Below are 20396 nucleotides of genomic sequence, written 5' to 3' on the forward strand. Positions count from 1 at the left end.
GGTGGGGCGGCGTCGCGCGCTCGGCCCCCCCCCCCGGGCCCCCCCCGGCCGCGCGGGGGCGGCCCCCCCCCCCCCCGGGGGGGGGGGGCCCGCCCCCCCCCCCCCCCCCCCCCCCCCCCCCCCCCGCGCCCGGTCTGATTGCCTCTGGCGCGGCTCGGGAAGTCTCTTCCCGAGCGCCCACCGGAGGTGCTCTTGGAGGCTGGCTGCAAGCCGCCCCCGGCAGGGGCGCCGCAGGCATTGGATGTTGGGTCTCGCCGCCGGAGGCACTACCCGGGTGCAGGGTCGGAGATCCTGCCCGCCGGAGGCTGCCCGTCCGGCATGGTGTCCGGCGGCGGGTAAGTGGCCTCTTCACTCACTCAGCTAGCGGTCCATCCTCCGTATTCAACGCGTATCCCGATTGTCCTTACTACGGACGGTCGGGGCTTCGGCGTGCTCGGCGGCTGACGCGCGTCCCGATGCCGGCTCGCGCTGCGGGAGCTTGCGACCAGAGGCGCGAACGGCCGGCCAATCGAGGCCAGGCGTGCGGGACGCCGGTTTTGCGGCCCGCCTTGAAGATGTAGAGAAAGTTCTCACCTGCTAGCGGACCACTCGGTGTCCTCCGACGATTGATGTGCGACACGCGTTCGCCAAGTGATCTGCGACAGCGGTCTGTTCGGCACCCTGTGCTTGACGTCTCCGCGGGGCGTCTGTGCTTCGGGGAGGCCGGGATTGGCTCTGGTTGTCTTGTCGGTTGTCGAGCAACGCCTGGACGCCGTTCGTGCGGTGCTGGCGGGTGCGGATGTCACGGAAGTGGCTGCCAGCGTCGGGGTGCACCGCTCCACGGTTCACCGGTGGATGAGCCGCTATCTGAGTGAGCAGTTGGCCGGGTTGGTGGATCGTTCGCATCGTCCGTATTCGTCGCCGGCCCAGGTCGCCGACGCGGTCGAGGTCGCGGTGGCGGAGATGCGCCGGGAACATCCGCGGTGGGGATCACGCCGGATCCGGTTGGAGATGCTGCGCAAGCCGGGGCCTTGGTTTCGTAGGGATCTGGCGGTGCCCTCGGAACGGACCATCGATCGGATTCTGCAGCGGCAGGGGTTGCTGCGGTCGAGGCCTCGGAAGCGGCCGAAGGACTCGTTTGTGCGGTGGGAACGCCCGGCGGCGATGCAGTTGTGGCAGATGGACATCGTCGGCGGCGTGAGGCTGGTTGATCCGGCGACCGGGGTTCTGCGGGAGGCGAAGCTGGTCACCGCCGTCGATGACCATTCCCGGTTCTGCGTGATCGCCAAGGTCGTCGAGCGGGCCACCGCCCGGGCGGTGTGTCTGGCGTTGGTCGAGGCCCTGGCCCGGTTCGGTGTCCCGGAAGAGATCATCACCGACAACGGCAAACAGTTCACTGACCGGTTCGGCAAGTACCGGCCCCGCACCGGCGAGGTTCTGTTCGACAAGATCTGCCGCAAGAACGGGATCACGCACCGGCTCACCGCGCCGGCCTCGCCGAACCAGAACGGCAAGGTGGAACGTTTCCACGGCACCCTGCGGCCGGAGTTCCTCGACACCGCAGGTCCTTTCACCAGCGTGCAGGATGCGCAGGCCGCGATCGATGCGTATGTGCGGCATTACAACACCGACCGGCCGCACCAGGGCTTGGACGTGAAGGCGCCGGTCACCCCGTCCGACCGGTTCCAGCCGACGCCCACCGAGCAAAGCGCGATGCTGGAACTCTGGCTGCCCGGGGCCCTCGCCCCCGTTCCCGGCCCGACCGAACCTGGCGAGGCCGGCCTGCCGGCGACGCCGGTTTCAGCGGCATACTCCGGTGGCCCGGTCGAGTTCGATCGGGTGGTGCCGACCTCGGGCAACATGATGGTCTGCCGCAGACAGTTCTGGATGGGTACCGCCCGGGCCGGGACGATCGCCCGCGTCTGGGCTGACTGCGACCTGATCCACGTGCTGATTGCCGGGGCACGGGTCAAGACCGTCCGGTCGCATCTGAGTGTCACCGACCTGGCCGCGCTGGTCGCCCAAGGTGCAGTCCCGGCTGGGCCGTCACCGCTGCCACCAATCGCCGACGGCGATGCGGTCGAAGTCGAGCGCAGCGTCAACCGGACGGGCTGCGTCTCGCTGGGCCAGCACGTCGTCCTGGCCGCGGAACGGCTCGGCGGGCGCCGGGTCGGGATCCGGATCGAGGCGGCCACCCTCATGTTCTACGACCTGCAGACCCGCGAACTGCTGCGGACCCGCGCCAACCCGCTGACCCCGGAGCAGGTCAAACGGCTGCGCGGGGCCCGTCCCGCCGGACCACCACCACGCCCCTCGGCCGAACCGATCAGGGTGCAGCGCCGGGCGTCAAACACCGGCGTGGTCATGGTCGTCGGCCAGAAGATTGCCCTCGGCCGGCTCTACCGCCACCGCACGCTAACCGTGAATGTCTCCGACACCACCCTGGCCATCGAACTCGACGACGGCGACGTCAAAGTCGTGCGACGCACCACCAACCAACCGGTCCGCAGTATCAAGGGCCAACGGCCTCGGACCTACGAAGTTAATCCTCAGGAGGCCGCCGAGTGAGGCCGGCCAAGTGAGACACAAGCTGGTCCAGCAGCTTCGAGACGTTGTGGCCCTCTCGCATCACGGGCCGGGCCGCGTCGCGAAGGAACATCAAGAGCCCCTGGTAGACAGCCAACTTGATGATCACGTACTGGAGCCACAAACCCAGAACCGCCGCGAGCAGAATTACGGGCACGGCAAGATCGTCCACGGCTGTCTCCGTCGCCTCGTCGTTGTCCCGATCTTCTAACGGTCACGACGCAGCAGCCGTAAATCCCTGCCCTTGTACCTCGGGCAGGGGACGCGGAACTCCGTAGCATCAAGGGCCAGCGACCGCGGATCGCTACCTCAATTTCCTAGACCACCTGTCGCACATCACCTGGCGGATCCGCGTCGCACATCAGTTGGCTGGTCACAAGCGGACCACTCGGCTTGACCTCTCCTGGTGCTCCGCCGCGGCGTCTCGATTACTCGGGCGCCTCACGGGGGCCAACAACCGGTGGCGTGGCCTTCGTAGCCGCCTTCTTCGCCCTAGGGGACTTGGCAGCGTCGTCCGCAAAGGCCCCGCCGTCGACTGCAGATCTGCTCGCCACCTTCTTCGCTGTAGCCTTCCGGGGCGCCCGACTGGATACCGGTTTTGCAGCTGCGCTGACCGCCGAGCTACTAGCCGCCTTCTTCGCTGTAGTTTTGCCGGGCGTTCGGCCAGCCGGGGGCTTAGCCGCGTCGCGGGAAACGGCCTCGTCGCCCGTAGTGGCGCTCCTCGCGACCCTCTTCGACGTTGTGTTCCGGGGTGCTCGTCGAGCGACGGGTTCGGTAGCGGTGACTGCGCCGACGTCCTCGACAATCGAACCAGCCGCCTTGTCAACTCTATACCCGGAGGGAAGCAGGTACTCTCCCCACTGATACGGTTTAACCTCAGCGTTAGCAAAGCTGAAGCTTGCAGTTGAACCGCAATTACGAAAAGTGATCGATTGTCTAAAGGTTGCCTGGTCGAAGATAGCTTTCCCTAGGAACTGAGCACCTTCGAACCGAACCTTGCCACCGAAATCTGCCTCACGAAACAATGCTTGACCCTCGAAGGTAGCTCTGTCGAAGGCCACAAATCCGGCGGATTTCGTTGAGTTGAAATAAGCTGAGCCGATAAAGTGCGCGTCAACGAACTTGGCGGACTTAATCAGACATACGCCAATATTGAAGTTATAGAGTACCGCGCCCGTGAGATTGAGCTCGATGTCCCGCCAATACTTTTCATCTGGTACCAGTTTATTGTTTAGCCCCGCCTGCTGTGGCCTTAAATGGCGGGTTAATATTTCTTGGGCCGCGAGCCGCACTTGCTTCTCCTCGCGAGGATCATTCGTGTCGCTCTTTTGATCCGTTGACTCCTTCTGGGCAGACAGATCGGCCTTTCCGTCTGCCGGAGGATCCACAACGCACGGCATGCGCAGGTAGGCGCAGATTACCTCCACGATCGCCTGCCGCTGGCTAGGGTTACTTTGCGCCAAACGCTCCAGGGCATACAGGCACGCGAGTCGAACGGGAGCCTTGTCGGACCCTAACTGTTCAGCCGCCTTGGCATAGATCTCCGTAACACGCCTCTCGGCGGCGTCGTATTCGGCAGCCTGCTGAGTGCGTTCGGCGAGTTGGTGGCGCCTCAGCGCTAGCAACAGCCCAAGGACTGCTGCCATGCCGGCTCCCACCGTGAGTCCTGTCCGAAAAGCGTTAACTTTGAGCTGAGCAATCGCAGTGGTAGCCCCTTCGGCTTCGCCGGCCACTCGGAGCAGCCATACAGTGGCGGCGATTGTGACGCCCCCGACCAGAGCTGCCCCTGCGGGGATGACCCACGTCGGCACGGGGCTGAGGGGCTTTACTGGAGGAAGGACAGATGACGGCGGCGACTGTGTACGCGATATCTGTCGAAACGCCGCCACAGCGAGCAGCGCTAGCGCGCCAGCGAGAAGAAGCAGCGCCAGCCACTGCTTAGACAGGGTGGCGAGTACGGCGGGCCAGGAACGCCACGGACGCGTGGCGACAATGACGGCGGCGGCGGCGAGACCAGCCGCCAGGCTGTAGGCCGCCCGACTGGACCTCAGCATGTGCGGAGTGGGGCGCCGCGATCGCTTCTACGACGCACCCTATGTCCGATGTGGATCATAACTTCCTCCGCCACGGCCTCGTTTGAACCTTGAACCGGAGATATTCGTACATCCACAAGAGAGTTCGTCATACGGTTCACGCGAATGAGTGACTTATCTTTTGTCCATATTCGTAGTAATTTACGATGGATATCAGAATTGACATGTCGGATTCCTGACAGTGTTTCCAGGGTAGAAAGGTAACTATGCAGACACGGCGAGAAGCGGGTTCGAGGGGGTGATCACTCGCCAGGCCTGTTAATGATCTAGGCGCCTTCTGCGCGTCATGTCTAAGCGATGTAGCCGTCATGAGACGGACACCGCTAAGATCCGCGCATGTCTTCTTCGAGCGAAGACCAGTCCGGTCCTCACGACGGCTACGAGCTTGAGCTGTCTCAGGCACGTTTTCGAGCCGAGAGGGCTGAGCGGAAGCTTGCCGAGCTTCGAGCTCAGACTGGCGTCCGCCGCCTTGTCTACCAGCTTGCACAGTACTTGCTACAAGGTGCCCGAGTTGCGTTATGGATCGTAGCGGCGTGGTTTCCTCTTCAGGCGCTTCAACCGATCGCAAAGGATCTCGCAGGAAGTGATGTCCGGTTTGACGCACTCGACGTCATTCTCATCGTCCTGTGCTCACTGCTCGCAGTTGGCTGGTCGATTACGGGGGGGCAGAGCCGAGTTCGCAAGAATAAAATGAAGGAGCAGCGAGAAAGAGCCGACCATTTAGAGGCAAAACTCTTTCAGCAGCGGGCCAACCCTGAAGGTGACTGATGAACCCGACAACGGCGCTAATATTAGCCGTATTCGTCGTTACTGCGGCTATGCCTTTTGTTCTCATCCTGCTATGGATGCAGCTGGTGCATAGCAGGTACAAGAACGATCTATGGGTTTTACGGGATGCCATGGTTGATGACGTCCTAGAAGGCCGCCTCCGACGTACAACTGGGGTCGACATCGCCCTGAGGACAGTCGAATCTCACATCAGGGTTGCAGGTCGGCACACTCTCTCAGACTTGATCCTCGCAATCTTGGTCTTCCGAGGAGACGACCAGGTCGTTTCCGTGCAGAAGCAGATTTCGCGGGCTAAAATTAGCGCTAAAGATAAAGCCGTCGTGGATCGATACCTTAACTGCCTGTGGCGCACTAGCGCTGCGAACCTTTTCCGTTCTTCCGTACCGGGCCTCCTACTGCTGCCAGCTGTTCGTCTAATTAGCAGAGCTATACGGCCTCGCCGACGGCTAGAACGAAAGTTTCCGGAGTCCCACGAACGTGCTCGGCACGAGCTGCGCAAGGCCGAGCAGGAGTTCCGGGCGAGGGCGGAGCCAATCGAAATTGGCGAGATGCCGGTCCTAGTCCAGGCAGGATCGCTACGCCACGGCGCGGGCCCCGTGCTTCACCGCAACTAACCGGTCCTCACTGATGACCATCGTAGGCAGCGAACGTCGATCCGACGCTGGCTAGGCCTGTCCCCTGTGGCAGGGGACACTTACAGACGAGTGGTCGGTGCGTGCGGGGCTTATCCACAGGCAAAGTGGCATCCCCGTTACCGGGGAGTCTGATGACCCGCCTTGGTGCTGGGTGTGGCGTGGAGGGTGGTCGACCGTGGCTGAGCCGGATGTCACGCTTGATGCTCAGGCGCTGCGTGCTCACGCGCGGATGGTGGAGCAGGTGAGCGACATGTGTGATGAGGTCGCTTCCGCTGCCGGGTACCTCGACCTGCACGATGAGGTGTATGGCGAGTGGACGGGGAAGTTGATCGTTCCCTTCCTCAATGTGGCGCAGGACCAGGCGACCAGAGAGCTTCGCGCTGGTACCGACGCGACGATACATCTTGCGTACTTGCTGCGCTCGGTGGCTGACGATGCTGACGTCACCGACGCCGAGGCCGCTGAGCGCATCCGGCGAGCGGGATCGTGAGCAGCGACGCGTTCGTCGGTCGGCCGGGACTGATCGCGTCGGAGAGCGCCACGAAGGCCTACGAGGGCGCCGGGATCTTCGAGTCGGCGGCCGGCCTTGTCGACAGTGGCCTTAACGGTGACTTGTTCGGTGTGGGCGGGAACCTGGTTGCCACGGGGCTGTCGCTCATCGGTGCGGTCATGGACCCCTTGCAGGCCGTTTTCGCCGCTGGTGTCGGCTGGCTTATGGAACATGTCAGTTTCCTGCGGGAACCGCTCGACAAGCTGATGGGCGATCCCAAGGCGATCGAAGGGCATGCGCAGAGCTGGAAGAACATCGAGCGGCGCATCTACGAGGCCACGGATTTCTTCGTCGCTGAGGTCAACCGCACCACCGAAGTGTGGGCTGCGCAGTCAGCGGAGGCCTATCGGCGGCGGGCTCGAGACCACGCCGAGTCGATCCAGGCGATGGGCAAGATCGCTGACGGGCTCAGCAAAGCAACCACGATCGTCGGGGCGATGGTTGGTGTCGCCCGTAACTCGATCCGCGACATCATCGCCGAGGTTGTCGGCGCGTGCATCTCCAAGGCGATCCAGGCGGCCACGGTGGTGCTGATCCCGAAAGCGCTCGCTGAGATAGCGGTCTTGGTGGGCAAGACCAGCGCCAAGATCTTGAACTTGTTGAAACGGTTGTTTGCCTCGATCAAGCAGATCGGCGTTTTCACCGGAAAGCTGCAGGGCTTGATGGATGAGGTTGGGCAGGCGAATCGCAACGTGCTGCGGCTGGAGGCGTTCCGGACGGAAGCCGCCGGCACAGCGGGAGCAGGAGTACGTGGTTTCAAGGACGCGTACAGCTTGCTCGGACAGGGCCACGTGGCTGCACACGGCCCAGTGGAACAAGTTGCCGTCAACACTGCGCGTGGGGCAGCTCAGACCAATACGTCGCAGAACAGCGGGTCGGCCGGGTCTACCCTGACGGGCGAAGATCCCGAACCTGGCCACATCAACCTTCCGCTCTGACAGGGTGACGTATGGATTCCCACGACGAACGGATGGCCCGGCGTCGCCAGGAGCGCGAGGCGCAGCAGGCCGAACTAGACCGGGAGGACGCGGAGTCTCGGGCAGCTACCGACCCCGCAGCTTCGGTGGTGAGATCGAGAGAAGGCAGCGCGGCCAGGTCAGTGACCTTCCTGATCGGCATCGTCCTTGCCGCCGCAGTTCTGCTGGGTACGGCTGTCACGTTGGTGAGGCTGGCCGGTCGCGACATAGCCGACGCGGACCGTACGGGCACCGCGACCGTGAGTTCCTGCTCCCGGCACGGTCCGGTCACCAACCGGGGATTCGGCTACTGGGAACGGTGTGAGGTCACAATCGCCTGGGACGACAGCACCTCCAGCCGATTGACGAACGATGCGGTGTTCACGACAGCCGACATCGGCACAGAAGTCCGCGTCGGTGACTTCGGCCAATACCGGACTAGCACTCAGCTGGCCCGGGAAGACACACCACGCCGGGCATGGCTCAGTTGGCTCGGCTACCTCGTCGGCTTCCTCGGCGTCATACCCGGACTCATCGCCGTGCTCATCATCCGTGCGCTCTTCCGCTTCCGCCGAAACTAAGCCAACGCAGATCTGCGTGCTGAGGACTAATTGAGCGACAATCGCCAGTGATCACGGCAGATGCTTACGGACCCCTCCAGGACGGAAAACCACATCGCAGACCCGTGGAACCAGGTCAGCCGAAGGGGTGTATTCGCCTGGGCGCTGCCCGAGAGGTTGGGGCGAACCGGGATGGCGGGCGCTGGCTAGCTGCCGACGCTACGTTGGAAGAGTGCCCCGGATCCGCGATGCGGGAGATCTACCGTTCTGACGTGATCGAAGCCGACGTCACGGTAATACCGATGGAGAGCATGGTTGGTGCGCCATGCGTCCAGTCGGAGCCAGCGTTTCCCCGCTTTCGCTGCTAAGTCGGCGGCGTGATCGAGCAGTCGTACGCCGAGTGCCCGGCCCGCTCCGCGGCGGCTGACGATCATACGATGGACATACAGGGCATTCGAAGGATCGTCTTCGTCACGCCAGAACTCCGGGTCAGCGAACCCGTCCACCGTGATAGTGCCGATCGGGTCTTCTCCCTCGGTCGCGACGTAGCACGTGCCTTGGGCGATCGACCGCGCGATGCCGGAGCGGACTTGATCTATCGAGAGACGGCCCGTTTTGGCTGGCTGCCATTGGTCAGTCCCCTTCTCAGCCAGCCACCGTCGGGCCTCTTCGCGCAGCTCGACCAAAGCATCGAAATCTTTGGTCGTGGCCTTACGGATTGTGAGGCTCATTCAGTCGGCTCAGGAAGTCGGATTCGCTCGAAAGCAATGACGTGGCGATCGCCTGGCAGAACGTTGAGAACAACCCGTACTGGACGGCCATCTTGCGCGAAGCCTGTGACGACGTGGTAGGCCACTGGCGTGCCGGGACCAAGCTGTAGCCTCTGCGCCTCGGCCGGCGTCGGCATCCGCACGTACATTTCGTCGAGCGCTCGCATCTGCGGATAACCCTTCTCCGCAAGAACCTGGTTCGCGCCTCGGGCGATGTCCTCCGGGCGCATGATCTCGGTATCTTGAACGAGCGACAGTGGGTAGTAGCTGTCGTTGGTGTTGTACGGCTCGCCGTCCAGGTAGCGCACACGGCGACGTACGACAGCAGGTTCGCCATCGGCTAGGCCAAGTCGCTTCTTCACGTCGACCGGCGGGTCCACGATCGCGACCTCGATCGTTTGCATTGGTTCTCGTCCGGCAGCGGAGTGTTCCGCTAGAAAGACGTCCATCTCCGGCGAAAGCGGGCGAGGCCGAAATTCCTCCTGCGGCCGATAGTGCAGAGGTTTGCGGTCACGGACGAAGTAGCCGCGGGGCCTCGCGGCCACGATCAGGCCTTCGTTGACCAGAGCAGCAAGCGCCTGGCGGGCAGTGTTGCGCGCCACCTGATAGCGCCCTGTTAACTCGGCCTCCGTCGGTAAGTAGGCACCGGGCGGAAGGGTGCCGTCGCTGATCTCTGCTCGCAGGTCGTCTGCAATCTGCTGCCAGACGGGCACTGAGCCTCGCCTTGTCACCGGCACCTCTAGGTCCTCTCCGTTTTCGTCTAGACAGACTAGACCGCCCTCTTGACATAGACCAGCTGACACTGCATCGTCTTCATTGTCTATACCGACCATACGGTCTGTTCGGTCTAGTTGGGGAGGTGGTGAGATGCCAGCAGGACGAGCTGCGAAGGGTGCGACTAAGACCGTCGCGGTTATCGATCAGCCGGTGTCACAGTGGTACGCCCGGCGAGCTCGGGTCACGGCCCTGGTTGTCGGCTCGGCGTCCGCCGTGCTGGTGGCTGCGGTGTTGAGCGTGTTCGGCTCGTTGCCGTTGGCGGTAGTGCTGGGTGCGCTGGCCGGTGCTGCGTCCGCTTTTGTGGCGGCGGTGCTGGTGAGGGTTTGGCCGGTGCTGCGATCGCTGTGGTGGTGGTCGGTTGAGATCACAGCCTCGGCGGTTCTGGCTGGCGCCTGGGTGGCGCTCGCGCATTCGTTGACTTGGTGGGCCGCCACGGGCGTCCTGCTGGCGGTAGCGCTCGCGGTGTTCGTGCCGCACCGGCCGCGCCGGCTCGTGTGGGCGTGGTCGTGGTGCGTGGTAGTTCGCCACCGGTTGCGGCTGTGTTTCGCGACGCTGGTGCGCTCGCAGGTGCGGGTGGCCGGTGGCCGTCCCGCGCCGTTGCCGCTGTTGTTGTGGGCGCGTCCGACGCTCGCGGGTGAGCGGGTGTGGGTGTGGCTACGGCCGGGCCTGTCGCAGGAGGACCTGGAGCAGGAGGGCCGGGCCGCCGTCATCGCGGTGGCGTGTCTGGCTAAGCAGGTCCGATTCGCCTCGGCGTCGGAGCGGTACGCGGCGCTGTTGCGCGTTGACATCGCTCGTCGTGACCCGTTGTCGGGCCGGATCGACTCGCCGCTGGCGCTGCTGATTCCGGGCCTGCGCGAGGCTGACGACAACGTGCCGGTGTCTCTGGCCATGCCGCCGATTGGCGTGGAGCTGGATGACATCGAAGACCCGGCACCCGAACCGCCACGTCGCGGGGGTCGCTGATGACCTGCTGCGGCTGGGTGCCGGTGCAAGGAAAGCCCTGTGCCATCACTGACAAGGAGAACTGAGATGGCGAACGAAACCAGCGTCACCATGGTCGGCAACCTGGTCGACGATCCCGAAGTGCGGTTCTTGCCGAATGGCACGGCGATGGCGAAGTTCACGATCGCGTCCACGCCGCGCACCCTCGACCGCCAGTCGGGCGAGTGGAAGGACGGCGAGCCGCTGTTCATGAACTGCACCGCCTTCCGCGACATCGCCGAGCACATCGCCGAGTCCCTGTCGAGGGGCACCCGGGTCATCGCCTCGGGGCGGCTGCGGATGTCGCGGTGGGAGGACAAGGAGACCGGTCAGAAGCGGTCCGCGTACGGCCTGGACGTCGACGAGATCGGCCCGAGCCTGCGTTTCGCGGTGGCCAAGGTGCAGCGGATGAACCGCAGCAGCAAGAACGACGGGTTCACCCCGGACGTGCCGCACGACGACGCCTGGAACACCGCCACGGCGGGCTCCACGTCCAACGCCACGTTCTGACGAGGGGTCGAGCTATGCAGCCTGCTCGCGCTACCAGCAGGGCACTCGGTCCGGTCAAGCCAGGTTTGCCGCTGTCGATCTTCGACCCGGTTTCGGTGGGGATCGATGAGTTCGGCCGGCAGAAGCTGATCCGGCTGATCTACCGCAACATGCTGATCGGTGGCGAGCCCGGGGCGGGTAAGTCGGCGCTGCTCAACCTGCTGGTAGCCCATGCGGCGTTGTCGCTGGACTGCCGTTTGATTCTCGTGGATGGCAAGCAGGTCGAGCTGGGCCAGTGGCGCAAGTGCGCGGATGCGTTCATCGGGCCGGACATCGTCAAGGCCAACAGCCTGCTCACGCGGGTGCAGACGATGATGGACAACCGGTACGAGTACCTGCTGGCGTGCGAGCGACGCAAGATCACACCGTTGGATGCGTTCACGCCGTATGTCCTGGCCATCGATGAGATCGCCTACTACTCGGCCACGACCGGGGACAAGCAGCAGCGCGAGAAATTTTCTAGCTTGCTGCGGGACCTGGCCGCACGTGGCCGTGCCGTCGGCATCATCGTCATCGCCGCGACCCAACGCCCCTCGTCGGACATCATCCCGACCTCGCTCCGGGCGCTGTTCGCCTGGCGGTTCGCGGGACGGTGCGCTGACGACAGCTCGTCGGACGTCGTGCTCGGCCACGGCTGGGTCAAGAAAGGCTGGTCGGCCAATGCGGTCAGCCCGAACAACCCCGGCGCCGGTCTCCTGATCGCCGAAGGCGGCGTCCCGGAACTGGTGAAGGTCGCTTACCTGGATGACCGCACCTGCGCGGCCATCGCCGCTCACGCGGCCGATATGCGCGCCCGCCGTGCCGCCGACCGGCCTCTACGGCCGGACCCGGTAGCGGCCTGACGCGCGCTCTAAAGCCTCCCGGAAACGCTCCGGGCGGAACACCCAACGGAGGTAAGGAGGTCCGCTTTCATGGACCGTACCAACCGCCTTCCTGCCCACGTGCAGGACAAGCGACCCGCGTTTGACTGGGTCGCGCACCAGCAGCTCACTGCCAACCGCCGGGACGTCATCCTGCACACCGACGCCGAGGTCCGCGCCTGGCGTGCGGCCAACGCCCGGCTGCTGAACCGGCACGCCGAGCGGGCTGCACTCCGTAAGGAGCGGGATCGCCGCAACCGGCGGTTCTGGGCTGGGTTCGGTGCTGTCATCGCCCTGGCGGTGCTCTTCGGGCTTGCCTTGGCCGGCTGGCTGCTGTGGACCGCGGTCGGGCTCGGCGTGCTCGCCGTCCCCGCGCTCGGGTTGCTCGTCGCCGGGCTCGCGGTAGGCGGTCACCGCTGCATCACCATCGTGCAGCACATGCACTGAGCTGCACGAACAACCGCATTTCCGAGCGGACGACACAGGAATCAGCCGTGGAAAGCGACCTGTGCCGCCGCCCAACCACCAAACCCCGTTCCGATGGAAGGAGTCGGCGTAATGAACCCTACCCAAAACCAGGACTGCACCGGTCCTGAACCCACCCGCGAGCCCGCTCTGTACGGCACGATCAGCCGTGACGGCATCCTGTCGTTTGTCCGCCCTAACGAGGCGGCACCGCAGGATGCCCCGTCGCCGTCAGTGCCAGGACTGATCCTCGGTCTGCCGGTAAACGACGCCGACCGCAGGCGTTACGCGCTGCGCGACGCGGGCTACACCGGCTGGATCGATGAGGACGGCTACGCCCGCACCGACGCCGAACAGGCGGCCTACTCGGCGCTGATGCTCGCTGTCGAAACCGGCTACCTGCCCGGTAACGGCGGCTGTCACGTCCTGACCGACGCGTGCCGCGAGGCACTGGTCAAGGCCGACACCCGTACGCGCTACCAGATCGCCGCGATGCTGGCCCGGGGTATCACCCCCGAGCAGGTGGCGGCCGAACGTGCGAACGGTGAGCACTGGTTCGACTGGGACCCGGACGAAACCGTCGCCGAAGTCGCTCTCGATGAGGCATATCTGCTCACAGAGGCGGGTCAGCAAGCGCTCGACACCCCGGCTGTGCCGGACGGTGCCGACGGTGAACCGGCTGCTTTCGTGGCGGTGCGTGGCTGGTGCGAGATGTGCAGCCGGGCTCTGCCGTGGAAGGCCGAGTGGGACGAGCCGCTGTGCTCTGACTGCCGGGTCGTCCTTCCGGCCGACAACGCGCCTGCTGCCCGTACGGCGCTGCCGTGCGAGGTTCGTTCCCCGCTTGATGTCTGCCATCTGGTCGATCAGGTGGTCAGCGCCGTGCGGGGTGCCGGGCTCAACCTCGGTGAGGTTATCGAGAACGGCATCGACGACCTGATCCACCAAGCGCATCAGTCGACGCGCACAGGTGCAGTGCGGCAGGAAACCGGCAGCCAGCCGGGGGCTTCGGACATCGCGCTGGGCTCGGCTATCTCGACCGCTCCGGTCGACCTGGTCACCGAGACTGACGACGAGGTCACCGCTCGGGTGTTGCGCTCCGCGGCGACGTACCTGGAGCGGCACGGCTGGATCCAGGGCGCTTACTACGACGCCACGTCGGGCAGCTTTACCCCGCCCGCGTGCCTGGTCGGTGCGATCGGCATGGTCTGCTACGGCGGCCCGGTCGACGCTCCGGCGCAACACTTCGACGATCCCGGCTTCCTGAACTTCGAGTCGGCCGTGTTGCACCTCGACCGGTATCTGCTGGCTGAGAACGCCTCGGAGGCGTACGAGTTCAACGACGCCAGGGGCCGCCGTCTGGAGGACGTCACTCGCGTTCTGCGGGATGCGGCTGCCCGTCCGGCGCATGAGCTGATCGACGCCCTGCGGGTGATCGACCGGCACAACGCCGATAATGCCGTACTGGCGGCGCTGCTTGTCCCTACAGGCGTGTTCGCCGCGCCGGTGTGCCCGTGCTGTGGAAGCGCGGACCGGGACCGTCGCCTTGACGACGACGGCTTCGGCTATTGCTGCCACGAGTGGCACGACGGTAACCCGGCGGGCGGTGACGTCCGATGAGCAAGAACACCGTCAAGGTTGCCTTGACGCGTAAGCGTCGTTCCCGTTCCCGGCGTCGCCGGGGCACTGTTCGTGCGGCTGTGGCTGCCGCGGTGGTGCTGGCGGTGCGGTTCGTGCTGGGTCGCCCGCTCGACGGTCGCCGGTACAGCAACGCCACGTTCTGGAAGGCGGCCACCCGCCAGGTCGGCGTCCCGTCGTACCTCATCACCTGGCGGTGGTGGGCGCTGGCCGCCGGATGGCAGAAAGCCGGCATCCGGCTGACCGTGCTCACAGCGGCCGTGCTCGTGCTCGTGGGGGTGGCGTGGTGACTGCCAAGCCTGCCCGCAAACGCGCCAAGCGGCACACCGAAACCAGCAAGTTCGACGCGTTCGTGCGGCGCATCCTGCGGGCCTACGCCCGCCGCGTCGCCGACGGTGACATCGAGGCCCTGGCTTCGCTGTCGCAGCTGTCCAGCGAGGTCGACGCCATGACGCGTCTGGCCGTCGCCGGGCTCCGCAAGAGTCCTTACTCCTACTCCTGGTCCGAGATCGCCGACCGGCTGGGCATCAGCAAGCAGGCCGCGCAACAGCGCTACGGCGAACGGACCGACCGAGGTGCCCTTGACCGGCGGCTGCTCGAAGCCGGTATCAGCGTCTCGGTGGCGACCCTCGTGCAGGTGTTCGCCGACCACCACCCCGGTATCCCGGCCGCAAGTGTGTGCCCGGGATGCGGCTACCGCTACCCCGACGGGGTCCTCAACTGCCCCACAAACGCCACCGTGCGTCCGCTGCTGGTGCGGCGGCGTGGAGAGGACCGGGAAGCAGTCGCCCGACTCACCCCTGAGCAGTTCGAAGACCTGCTCAGCACCAACAAATCCAAGGTCACCCGCGCGGCCCGACGCGCGAGGCCCGAACCGCCGACGACACCTGCATTCCAGGCGACGTCGCTGTTCGACCTCGCCGGAAAGGACCCGCAATGACCATCCGCTACTACATCTCCTTCGTCCACCAAGGTGACCTGGGACCGAACTTCGGCACCGCCGACATCAACTGGGACCGGCCGATCGCCTCGGTTGACGACGTCAAATCCCTCAGCGCCTGGCTGACCCGGCGCGGCTACCGCAACCCGACGGTCCTGTCCTTCTCCGTCTACGCGAGCGGCAACCAGCCGCCCAACCGCGCGGGGAACCGGCGATGACCGCAACGACGAACAACACCGGCCGCACCGGGGAACCCCGGCTCGCTTCAGCAGCCTCGTGGGCGGTCCTGGCAGCCTCGTTCGCCCTGTCGGCCTCCACCTGGATCGCGATGGCGGTCCTCGCCGGATTCACCGGAACAGCCCACCTCGGCCTGATCGACGTCACCCTGCGGGTGGCATGGCTGATGCCAGTCGCGATCGACGGGTACGTGGTCGTCGCGCTGGTGCTGTGGATGTCCCCGGTCCCGGCGACGGTCGCCGAGTTCGCCAAGAAGAACACCTACGGTGCCGCGGGCATCGGCATCGCCGCCCAGTCCGCTTACCACCTGCTCGCGACCCAATCCGAAACCAACCAACTGTGGCGCGTGGTCCTGGCCGCGATCGTCGGAGCCCTGCCTCCAGCCGTCGCCGCCCTGGCCGTGCACATGCGCGCCCTGATCCGCCGCGAGACCGACCGCACCACGGCCGTCCCCTCCGGCACCACACCGGCCACCGTGCCGCCCGTGCCCACCCCAGCGCCGACCCCCATCACGGTCGCCGCCCCGACCCTGCCCGCCGCCGCGTCGCCGAGCATCACCGCGCCGCCACCGGCGGACACCGCGCCGACTGAGGAACCGGCCGCGACGCCGGAACCCGAGCCGGCCACCCGGACCGCCGTTGCGCCGACCCCGGCCGACGTTGCCCCCCGGATCACCCCGGACCCGGCAAAAATCCCGCTGCGATCGACCGCCAACCGGCCGGCTGCTGCCCGCACCTCCAAGCCCCGGCCCCGCACGCCGAAGCCGACCGCACCGGCCGAGCCGCTGGCCGCTCCCGCCACCGACATCCCTGTCACTGAGCCGGAGCCCGCCCAGCTGCCTCTGCCGATGCCCGTCGACCCCGGTCTGCTGGCCAAGGCCCGCCAGGTCGCCGAGCAGCACCGCACCGAAACCGGCACCCCGATCAAAGCAGGCCAGCTCGCCGCCCGTCTGCGGGTCAACTCCGAACTGGCGACCCAGGCCCTGGCCGTGCTCAACCTCGGCCCGGACAGCCCCACCACCGAAACCCCAACCGTCAACGGCACGACCGTCAAGGCCGCCCGCTGACCCGTCTCGCCGATTGAGTGTCGTGTCCGAAACACACCTGTGTTTCGGGCACGGCCCCGGCCGACGAGCCGACCCCACACCTTCCGACAGGAGCACCACACCGTGACCGTCTACGTCGACAACTACCGCACTCCCGCCCGCATCGGCCGCCTCACCGGCCGCTGGTCACACCTGACCGCCGACACCCCCGACGAGCTGCAGACGTTCGCCGCCCGGCTCGGCCTGCGCCCGGCCTGGTTCCAAGCCCGCTGCCGCTACGCCACCTGCCCCGCCCCTGACGGCGTCTGCGTGCACTACCACTACGACGTCGTTGACACCGTGCGCGCCCGCGCCATCCACGCCGGTGCCGTCCCGATCGACACCCGCGACTTCGGGGCTCTCCTCGCTGCCCGCCGCGCCGCGCTGAAGGCTGCGGCGTGACCGGCCCCGGTCGGCCTGCGTGCGCCGCGCTGGGCTGCCCCGCATCTGCGGTCGTCACGTACGAAGCCGGCCCGCTCGGCGACCCCTACCGCACGGCGTCCGCCTGCCGCCGTCACCGGGCATCGGTCCGTATCTGGGTCGGCGACGGCGGACCCGTGCGCCGTACGCCACTCACCGCACCGGCCGGGATGGCCGCGTGACCCTCTCGACGCTGCCCGCCGTACCCGACGCCCCCACGGCCTCGGGTACGACGGCGTGCGCCGAGCCGGCCGCCGTTCCCACCTGGTGGCGACGCTCCACCGACATCCGCAAGCAGGCCGTCGCCCGCGCCGCCCGCCCCGACTACGACGCCTGGCTGGCCCACGTTAAACCCGCCTCCGCATGCGTGCGCCCGGTCCGGTTGGCCGGAACCATCGCCACCGTTGAAGCCGCCACCGGCCGCCTGCTCGCCGAACGCCACACGGCGGACATGCCCGACGGGGTCATTTACAAGCCCTGCGGCAACCGCCGCGAATCGGTCTGCCCGTCGTGTTCGAAGCTGTACCAGCGCGACGCCTACCAAGTCGTGCGCTCGGGTCTGGTCGGCGGTAAAGGCGTGCCCGAGCAGGTAGCGCAGCACCCGGCAGTTTTCCCGACCTTCACTGCGCCCTCGTTCGGGGAGGTCCACACCCGCGTCGTGAAGCGGCACACCTGCGCCCGGCGCAAGGACTGCGACTGCCGGGCTGAGCCATGCCACGCTCGCCGCGACATCTCCGTCTGCCCGCATGGCGTCCGCCTCGTGTGCTTCGCCCGCCACGACAACGCTGACACCCGGCTCGGCACGCCGCTGTGCCTGGACTGCTACCCCTACGACGCGCAAGCTGTCTGGAACCTGGCCGCCGGGGAACTGTGGCGGCGTACCACCATCGCCGTCAACCGGCACATCCGCCGTCTCGCCCGCCAGCGCGGAATCCCTGACGTGGCAACGGTTTCCGACGACGGCCGGGTTCGGATGGTGCCGCCGGTCCGGCTGTCCTTCGGTAAAGCCGCGGAGATGCAACGCCGCGGCGTCGTGCACTTCCACGCCATCGTCCGCGTCGACGGCGTCGACCCCACCGACCCGGCCGCCATCGTTCCCCCGCCGCCCGGCATCGACGCGCAAGACTTGGTCGACGCCATCGACTACGCCGCCGCCACCGTCGGGTTCGTCACCGACCCCCACCCGGCCCGGCCCGGCGGCTGGTACATCGGCTGGGGCGAACAGATGCTGACGAAAGTCATCACTGTTGCTGGGAGCGGTGAGGTTACCGATGGGCAGGTCGCGGCGTACCTCGCCAAGTACGCCACCAAGTCGACCGAGGTCACCGGGCACACCTCGGCCCGGCTCACCGATGAGACCGTCGACGTGTACGCCGATCCGGCGGGAACCCATATCGAACGCCTGGTGGACGCGTGCTGGCGGCTCGCGGACGCCGTCTGGCGCTGCCCGGCTGCCCTGTGCCGTCACCATCACACCTGCCCTGCCTGTGTCGAACGACGCGCCGCCCGGGTCGTCCCCGACCGGGGCCGGCACGCCCGGCTGCGGCGGTGGGCGCACATGCTCGGATTCGGCGGCCACTTCCTTACCAAATCCCGCCGCTACTCGATCACCTTCGCCCTGCTCCGCGACAACCGTGTCGTATTCCGCCGCGCCCAAAAGGCCGGCCCCGAGCAGGTCGCGCCGACCAGCGAGCCGACGACTCTGGTCGTCAACTTCCTCCAGTTCGTGGGCGCCGGATGGTGCACTCCCGCTGACGCCATGCTCGCCAACACCTCCGCCCAGATGGCTCGTGAGCACCGGAGAGCCGCAGCCGACTACCTGGCTGCCGCTGCTGCCTGACGCGCGATTTCTCGTCAAGGCAACCTTGACCCTCCGGAGAAAGGAACCATCGCAATGACCATCCGGTCCCGACCGGTCCTGGCTGTGCGGCTCACCGGCCCCGTGGACGTCGTCACCGCCTACCGGAACTACTGGCTGAGCCTGCTCGACGGGGCTTACGGCGACACCATGGTCTGCCGGACTACAACACGGCCCGGGGGTCATACGGGGGAGATCAGCGCCTACCTCACCATGCGACGTAAGGAAGAGGCGTCGCGGTGACCGCACAGTCTGAGGTTGCGGAGGCGCTGTGGACGATTCACGACGTCGCCGCCTATCTGCGTATTGACGTCGGCACCCTCTACCAGTGGCGGCACCGGGGTGTAGGCCCCAGGGCTCGCAAGGTCGGCCGACACCTGCGGTACGACCCGGTCGAGGTTCGCACCTGGTTCCGGGAGTGCGCCTGATGCCGATCGATGACCTCTGGTACTTGAAACGACGCGGCCCGGACGGCAAACGGCTGCCATCGAAACGGCACGGGCGCGGCAAGCGCTGGCGGGTGCGGTGGGTCGACGACCAAGGCGAGAGCCGAGGCCGGCTGTTCGAACGCCGCGTCGACGCCGAGCGCTACGACGCCAACGTGCGGGCTGACGTCAGCCGGGGCCAGTACATCGACGACCGAGCCGGACGGATCACGGTCGCTGCGCTCGCCGAACAGTGGCGGGCGAGCCAGCTGCACATCGACAGCACCGCGATCCGGGTGGAGCACGCCGTTCGCTTGCACATCCTCCCGGGGCTCGGTCAAACTCAGGTCGGTCAGGTTCGCCCGAGCAAGGTGCAGGCGTGGGTACGGGACCGCAGCCTGGTACTCGCACCGACCACTCTGCGGGTCGTCTACGGCTACCTAAACGCGATGTTCAGCATGGCTGTCCGCGATCGGCTCGTCGCCAGCTCGCCTTGCGTAGATGTCCGACTGCCTGCTGTCGACCGGGGCAAACGGGTTATCCCGACACCGGAGCAAGTGCACCGCCTGGCCGAGCTGCTGCCCGCGCGACTGTCGGCAGCCGTGTATGTGGCGGCCGGGTGCGGCCTCCGGCTGGGGGAGGTGCTCGGTCTGGAAGTCGGCGACATCGACTTCGCTCGCGCCGAGCTCTCTGTACGGCGGCAGCTCAAATACCACAAGGGCCGGCCGCCGTACCTTGGGCAGCCCAAGACCAGCACCAGTGTCCGGACGGTGGAACTGCCAGACGTTGTCGCAGCCGCGTTGCGCCAGCATCTGGAGGTCCCTACGGAACCGATCGAGGTGGACGACGACACTGACCCTCGTCGGCCGACGCGTCGCCCGGCCATGCTCCTGTTCCGCGGTGCCGATGGAGGCCCGGTGATTGCTTCCACCTTCTCGCGGACCTGGACGCCGGTCCGGGCCAAGGTTGGGCTGCCGCTGCGGTGGGGGTTTCACGGTCTGCGCCACTACTACGCGACCTTGCTGATCCACGCCGGGGCCAGCGTCAAGACAGTGCAACTCGCGCTCGGCCATTCGACGCCGACGGTGACGCTCAACGAGTACGTGCACGAGTGGCCGGATGCCCTCGACCGGACCCGGTCGCTGGTCGACGGGGCGCTCGGCGGACGCGAAACGGCGGCCACATCGGCTGGGAGCCGAGCATGACCGCCGTCCTGCAATTTGTGCCCGCGTTGTGCCCAAGATCGA

The 20396-nt window shown here is 66.5% G+C and carries 23 protein-coding genes; 19 read left to right on the plus strand and 4 right to left on the minus strand.

The window, feature by feature from the left end; translation table 11 throughout:
- Positions 1-723: 723 nt before the first annotated feature.
- Positions 724-2547 carry an IS481 family transposase gene (locus ACZ3I4_RS37580; protein WP_465387058.1) on the plus strand — a complete coding sequence of 608 codons (1824 nt, stop codon included), beginning with the start codon at positions 724-726 and terminating at the stop codon, positions 2545-2547.
- Here the strand turns inward: ACZ3I4_RS37580 and ACZ3I4_RS37585 are convergent.
- On the minus strand, positions 2522-2737 hold the full coding sequence (locus tag ACZ3I4_RS37585) for a hypothetical protein (protein ID WP_465386875.1): 216 nt from the start codon (positions 2735-2737) through the stop codon (positions 2522-2524). The two genes, ACZ3I4_RS37580 and ACZ3I4_RS37585, sit on opposite strands and share 26 nt — an antisense overlap.
- Before the next feature lie 256 nt (positions 2738-2993).
- On the minus strand, positions 2994-4211 hold the full coding sequence (locus ACZ3I4_RS37590; RefSeq protein WP_465386876.1) for a pentapeptide repeat-containing protein: 1218 nt from the start codon (positions 4209-4211) through the stop codon (positions 2994-2996).
- Positions 4212-4994: 783 nt separating this feature from the next.
- Between ACZ3I4_RS37590 and ACZ3I4_RS37595 the strand changes: the two genes are divergently transcribed.
- The 4 genes from ACZ3I4_RS37595 (at position 4995) to ACZ3I4_RS37610 (ending at position 8169) form a co-directional block, all read left to right on the plus strand.
- Entirely contained in the window at positions 4995-5426 is a 432-nt protein-coding gene (locus ACZ3I4_RS37595; RefSeq protein ID WP_465386877.1) for a hypothetical protein, read from the plus strand.
- 831 nt (positions 5427-6257) lie between these two features.
- Positions 6258-6572 carry a hypothetical protein gene (locus tag ACZ3I4_RS37600; RefSeq protein ID WP_465386878.1) on the plus strand — a complete coding sequence of 105 codons (315 nt, stop codon included), beginning with the start codon at positions 6258-6260 and terminating at the stop codon, positions 6570-6572.
- Complete coding sequence (locus tag ACZ3I4_RS37605) at positions 6569-7570, plus strand: hypothetical protein (RefSeq protein WP_465386879.1); 1002 nt, start codon at positions 6569-6571, stop codon at positions 7568-7570. The genes ACZ3I4_RS37600 and ACZ3I4_RS37605 overlap by 4 nt, the downstream gene beginning before the upstream one ends.
- A gap of 11 nt (positions 7571-7581) precedes the next feature.
- Positions 7582-8169: a DUF6346 domain-containing protein gene (locus tag ACZ3I4_RS37610; protein ID WP_465386880.1), complete on the plus strand. Its 588-nt coding sequence runs from the start codon at positions 7582-7584 to the stop codon at positions 8167-8169.
- 185 nt (positions 8170-8354) lie between these two features.
- On the opposite strand, the gene ACZ3I4_RS37615 is transcribed toward ACZ3I4_RS37610, so the two are convergent.
- Positions 8355-8879, minus strand: coding sequence for a GNAT family N-acetyltransferase (locus tag ACZ3I4_RS37615; RefSeq protein ID WP_465386881.1), 525 nt, complete (start codon positions 8877-8879; stop codon positions 8355-8357).
- Positions 8876-9631 carry a GntR family transcriptional regulator gene (locus tag ACZ3I4_RS37620; protein ID WP_465386882.1) on the minus strand — a complete coding sequence of 252 codons (756 nt, stop codon included), beginning with the start codon at positions 9629-9631 and terminating at the stop codon, positions 8876-8878. The genes ACZ3I4_RS37615 and ACZ3I4_RS37620 overlap by 4 nt, the downstream gene beginning before the upstream one ends.
- Before the next feature lie 214 nt (positions 9632-9845).
- Between ACZ3I4_RS37620 and ACZ3I4_RS37625 the strand changes: the two genes are divergently transcribed.
- The 14 genes from ACZ3I4_RS37625 to ACZ3I4_RS37690 all read left to right on the plus strand — a co-directional run bounded on the left by ACZ3I4_RS37625 (position 9846) and on the right by ACZ3I4_RS37690 (position 20354).
- Complete coding sequence (locus tag ACZ3I4_RS37625) at positions 9846-10658, plus strand: hypothetical protein (RefSeq protein ID WP_465386883.1); 813 nt, start codon at positions 9846-9848, stop codon at positions 10656-10658.
- 66 nt (positions 10659-10724) lie between these two features.
- A complete protein-coding gene (ssb, locus tag ACZ3I4_RS37630) occupies positions 10725-11186 on the plus strand; it encodes a single-stranded DNA-binding protein (RefSeq protein WP_465386884.1) in 462 nt (153 codons plus the stop codon).
- Positions 11187-11200: 14 nt separating this feature from the next.
- A complete protein-coding gene (locus tag ACZ3I4_RS37635) occupies positions 11201-12067 on the plus strand; it encodes an FtsK/SpoIIIE domain-containing protein (protein ID WP_465386885.1) in 867 nt (288 codons plus the stop codon).
- A 69-nt stretch (positions 12068-12136) separates the two neighbouring features.
- Entirely contained in the window at positions 12137-12532 is a 396-nt protein-coding gene (locus ACZ3I4_RS37640; protein ID WP_465386886.1) for a hypothetical protein, read from the plus strand.
- 111 nt (positions 12533-12643) lie between these two features.
- Entirely contained in the window at positions 12644-14167 is a 1524-nt protein-coding gene (locus tag ACZ3I4_RS37645; protein ID WP_465386887.1) for a DUF6197 family protein, read from the plus strand.
- On the plus strand, positions 14164-14475 hold the full coding sequence (locus tag ACZ3I4_RS37650; protein WP_465386888.1) for a hypothetical protein: 312 nt from the start codon (positions 14164-14166) through the stop codon (positions 14473-14475). The genes ACZ3I4_RS37645 and ACZ3I4_RS37650 overlap by 4 nt, the downstream gene beginning before the upstream one ends.
- The gene (locus tag ACZ3I4_RS37655) at positions 14469-15125 is read left to right on the plus strand and encodes a hypothetical protein (protein WP_465386889.1); all 657 of its coding nucleotides are present in this window, start codon (positions 14469-14471) and stop codon (positions 15123-15125) included. The genes ACZ3I4_RS37650 and ACZ3I4_RS37655 overlap by 7 nt, the downstream gene beginning before the upstream one ends.
- Positions 15122-15343 (plus strand): hypothetical protein, encoded by a 222-nt coding sequence (locus ACZ3I4_RS37660; RefSeq protein WP_465386890.1) that lies wholly within the window; start codon positions 15122-15124, stop codon positions 15341-15343. Before ACZ3I4_RS37655 ends, ACZ3I4_RS37660 begins: the two co-directional genes overlap by 4 nt.
- Positions 15340-16428, plus strand: a complete 1089-nt coding sequence (locus ACZ3I4_RS37665) for a hypothetical protein (protein WP_465386891.1) — start codon at positions 15340-15342, stop codon at positions 16426-16428. The genes ACZ3I4_RS37660 and ACZ3I4_RS37665 overlap by 4 nt, the downstream gene beginning before the upstream one ends.
- Before the next feature lie 102 nt (positions 16429-16530).
- Positions 16531-16848 (plus strand): DUF4031 domain-containing protein, encoded by a 318-nt coding sequence (locus ACZ3I4_RS37670; protein WP_465386892.1) that lies wholly within the window; start codon positions 16531-16533, stop codon positions 16846-16848.
- A gap of 196 nt (positions 16849-17044) precedes the next feature.
- Entirely contained in the window at positions 17045-18706 is a 1662-nt protein-coding gene (locus tag ACZ3I4_RS37675) for a replication initiator (protein WP_465386893.1), read from the plus strand.
- Between the two features lie 54 nt (positions 18707-18760).
- On the plus strand, positions 18761-18967 hold the full coding sequence (locus ACZ3I4_RS37680; RefSeq protein ID WP_465386894.1) for an RNA-binding protein: 207 nt from the start codon (positions 18761-18763) through the stop codon (positions 18965-18967).
- Positions 18964-19152, plus strand: coding sequence for a helix-turn-helix transcriptional regulator (locus tag ACZ3I4_RS37685; RefSeq protein ID WP_465386895.1), 189 nt, complete (start codon positions 18964-18966; stop codon positions 19150-19152). Before ACZ3I4_RS37680 ends, ACZ3I4_RS37685 begins: the two co-directional genes overlap by 4 nt.
- On the plus strand, positions 19152-20354 hold the full coding sequence (locus tag ACZ3I4_RS37690; protein WP_465386896.1) for a tyrosine-type recombinase/integrase: 1203 nt from the start codon (positions 19152-19154) through the stop codon (positions 20352-20354). Before ACZ3I4_RS37685 ends, ACZ3I4_RS37690 begins: the two co-directional genes overlap by 1 nt.
- Positions 20355-20396 lie beyond the last annotated feature (42 nt).

Source organism: Actinoplanes sp. NPDC021490, assembly GCF_055562135.1.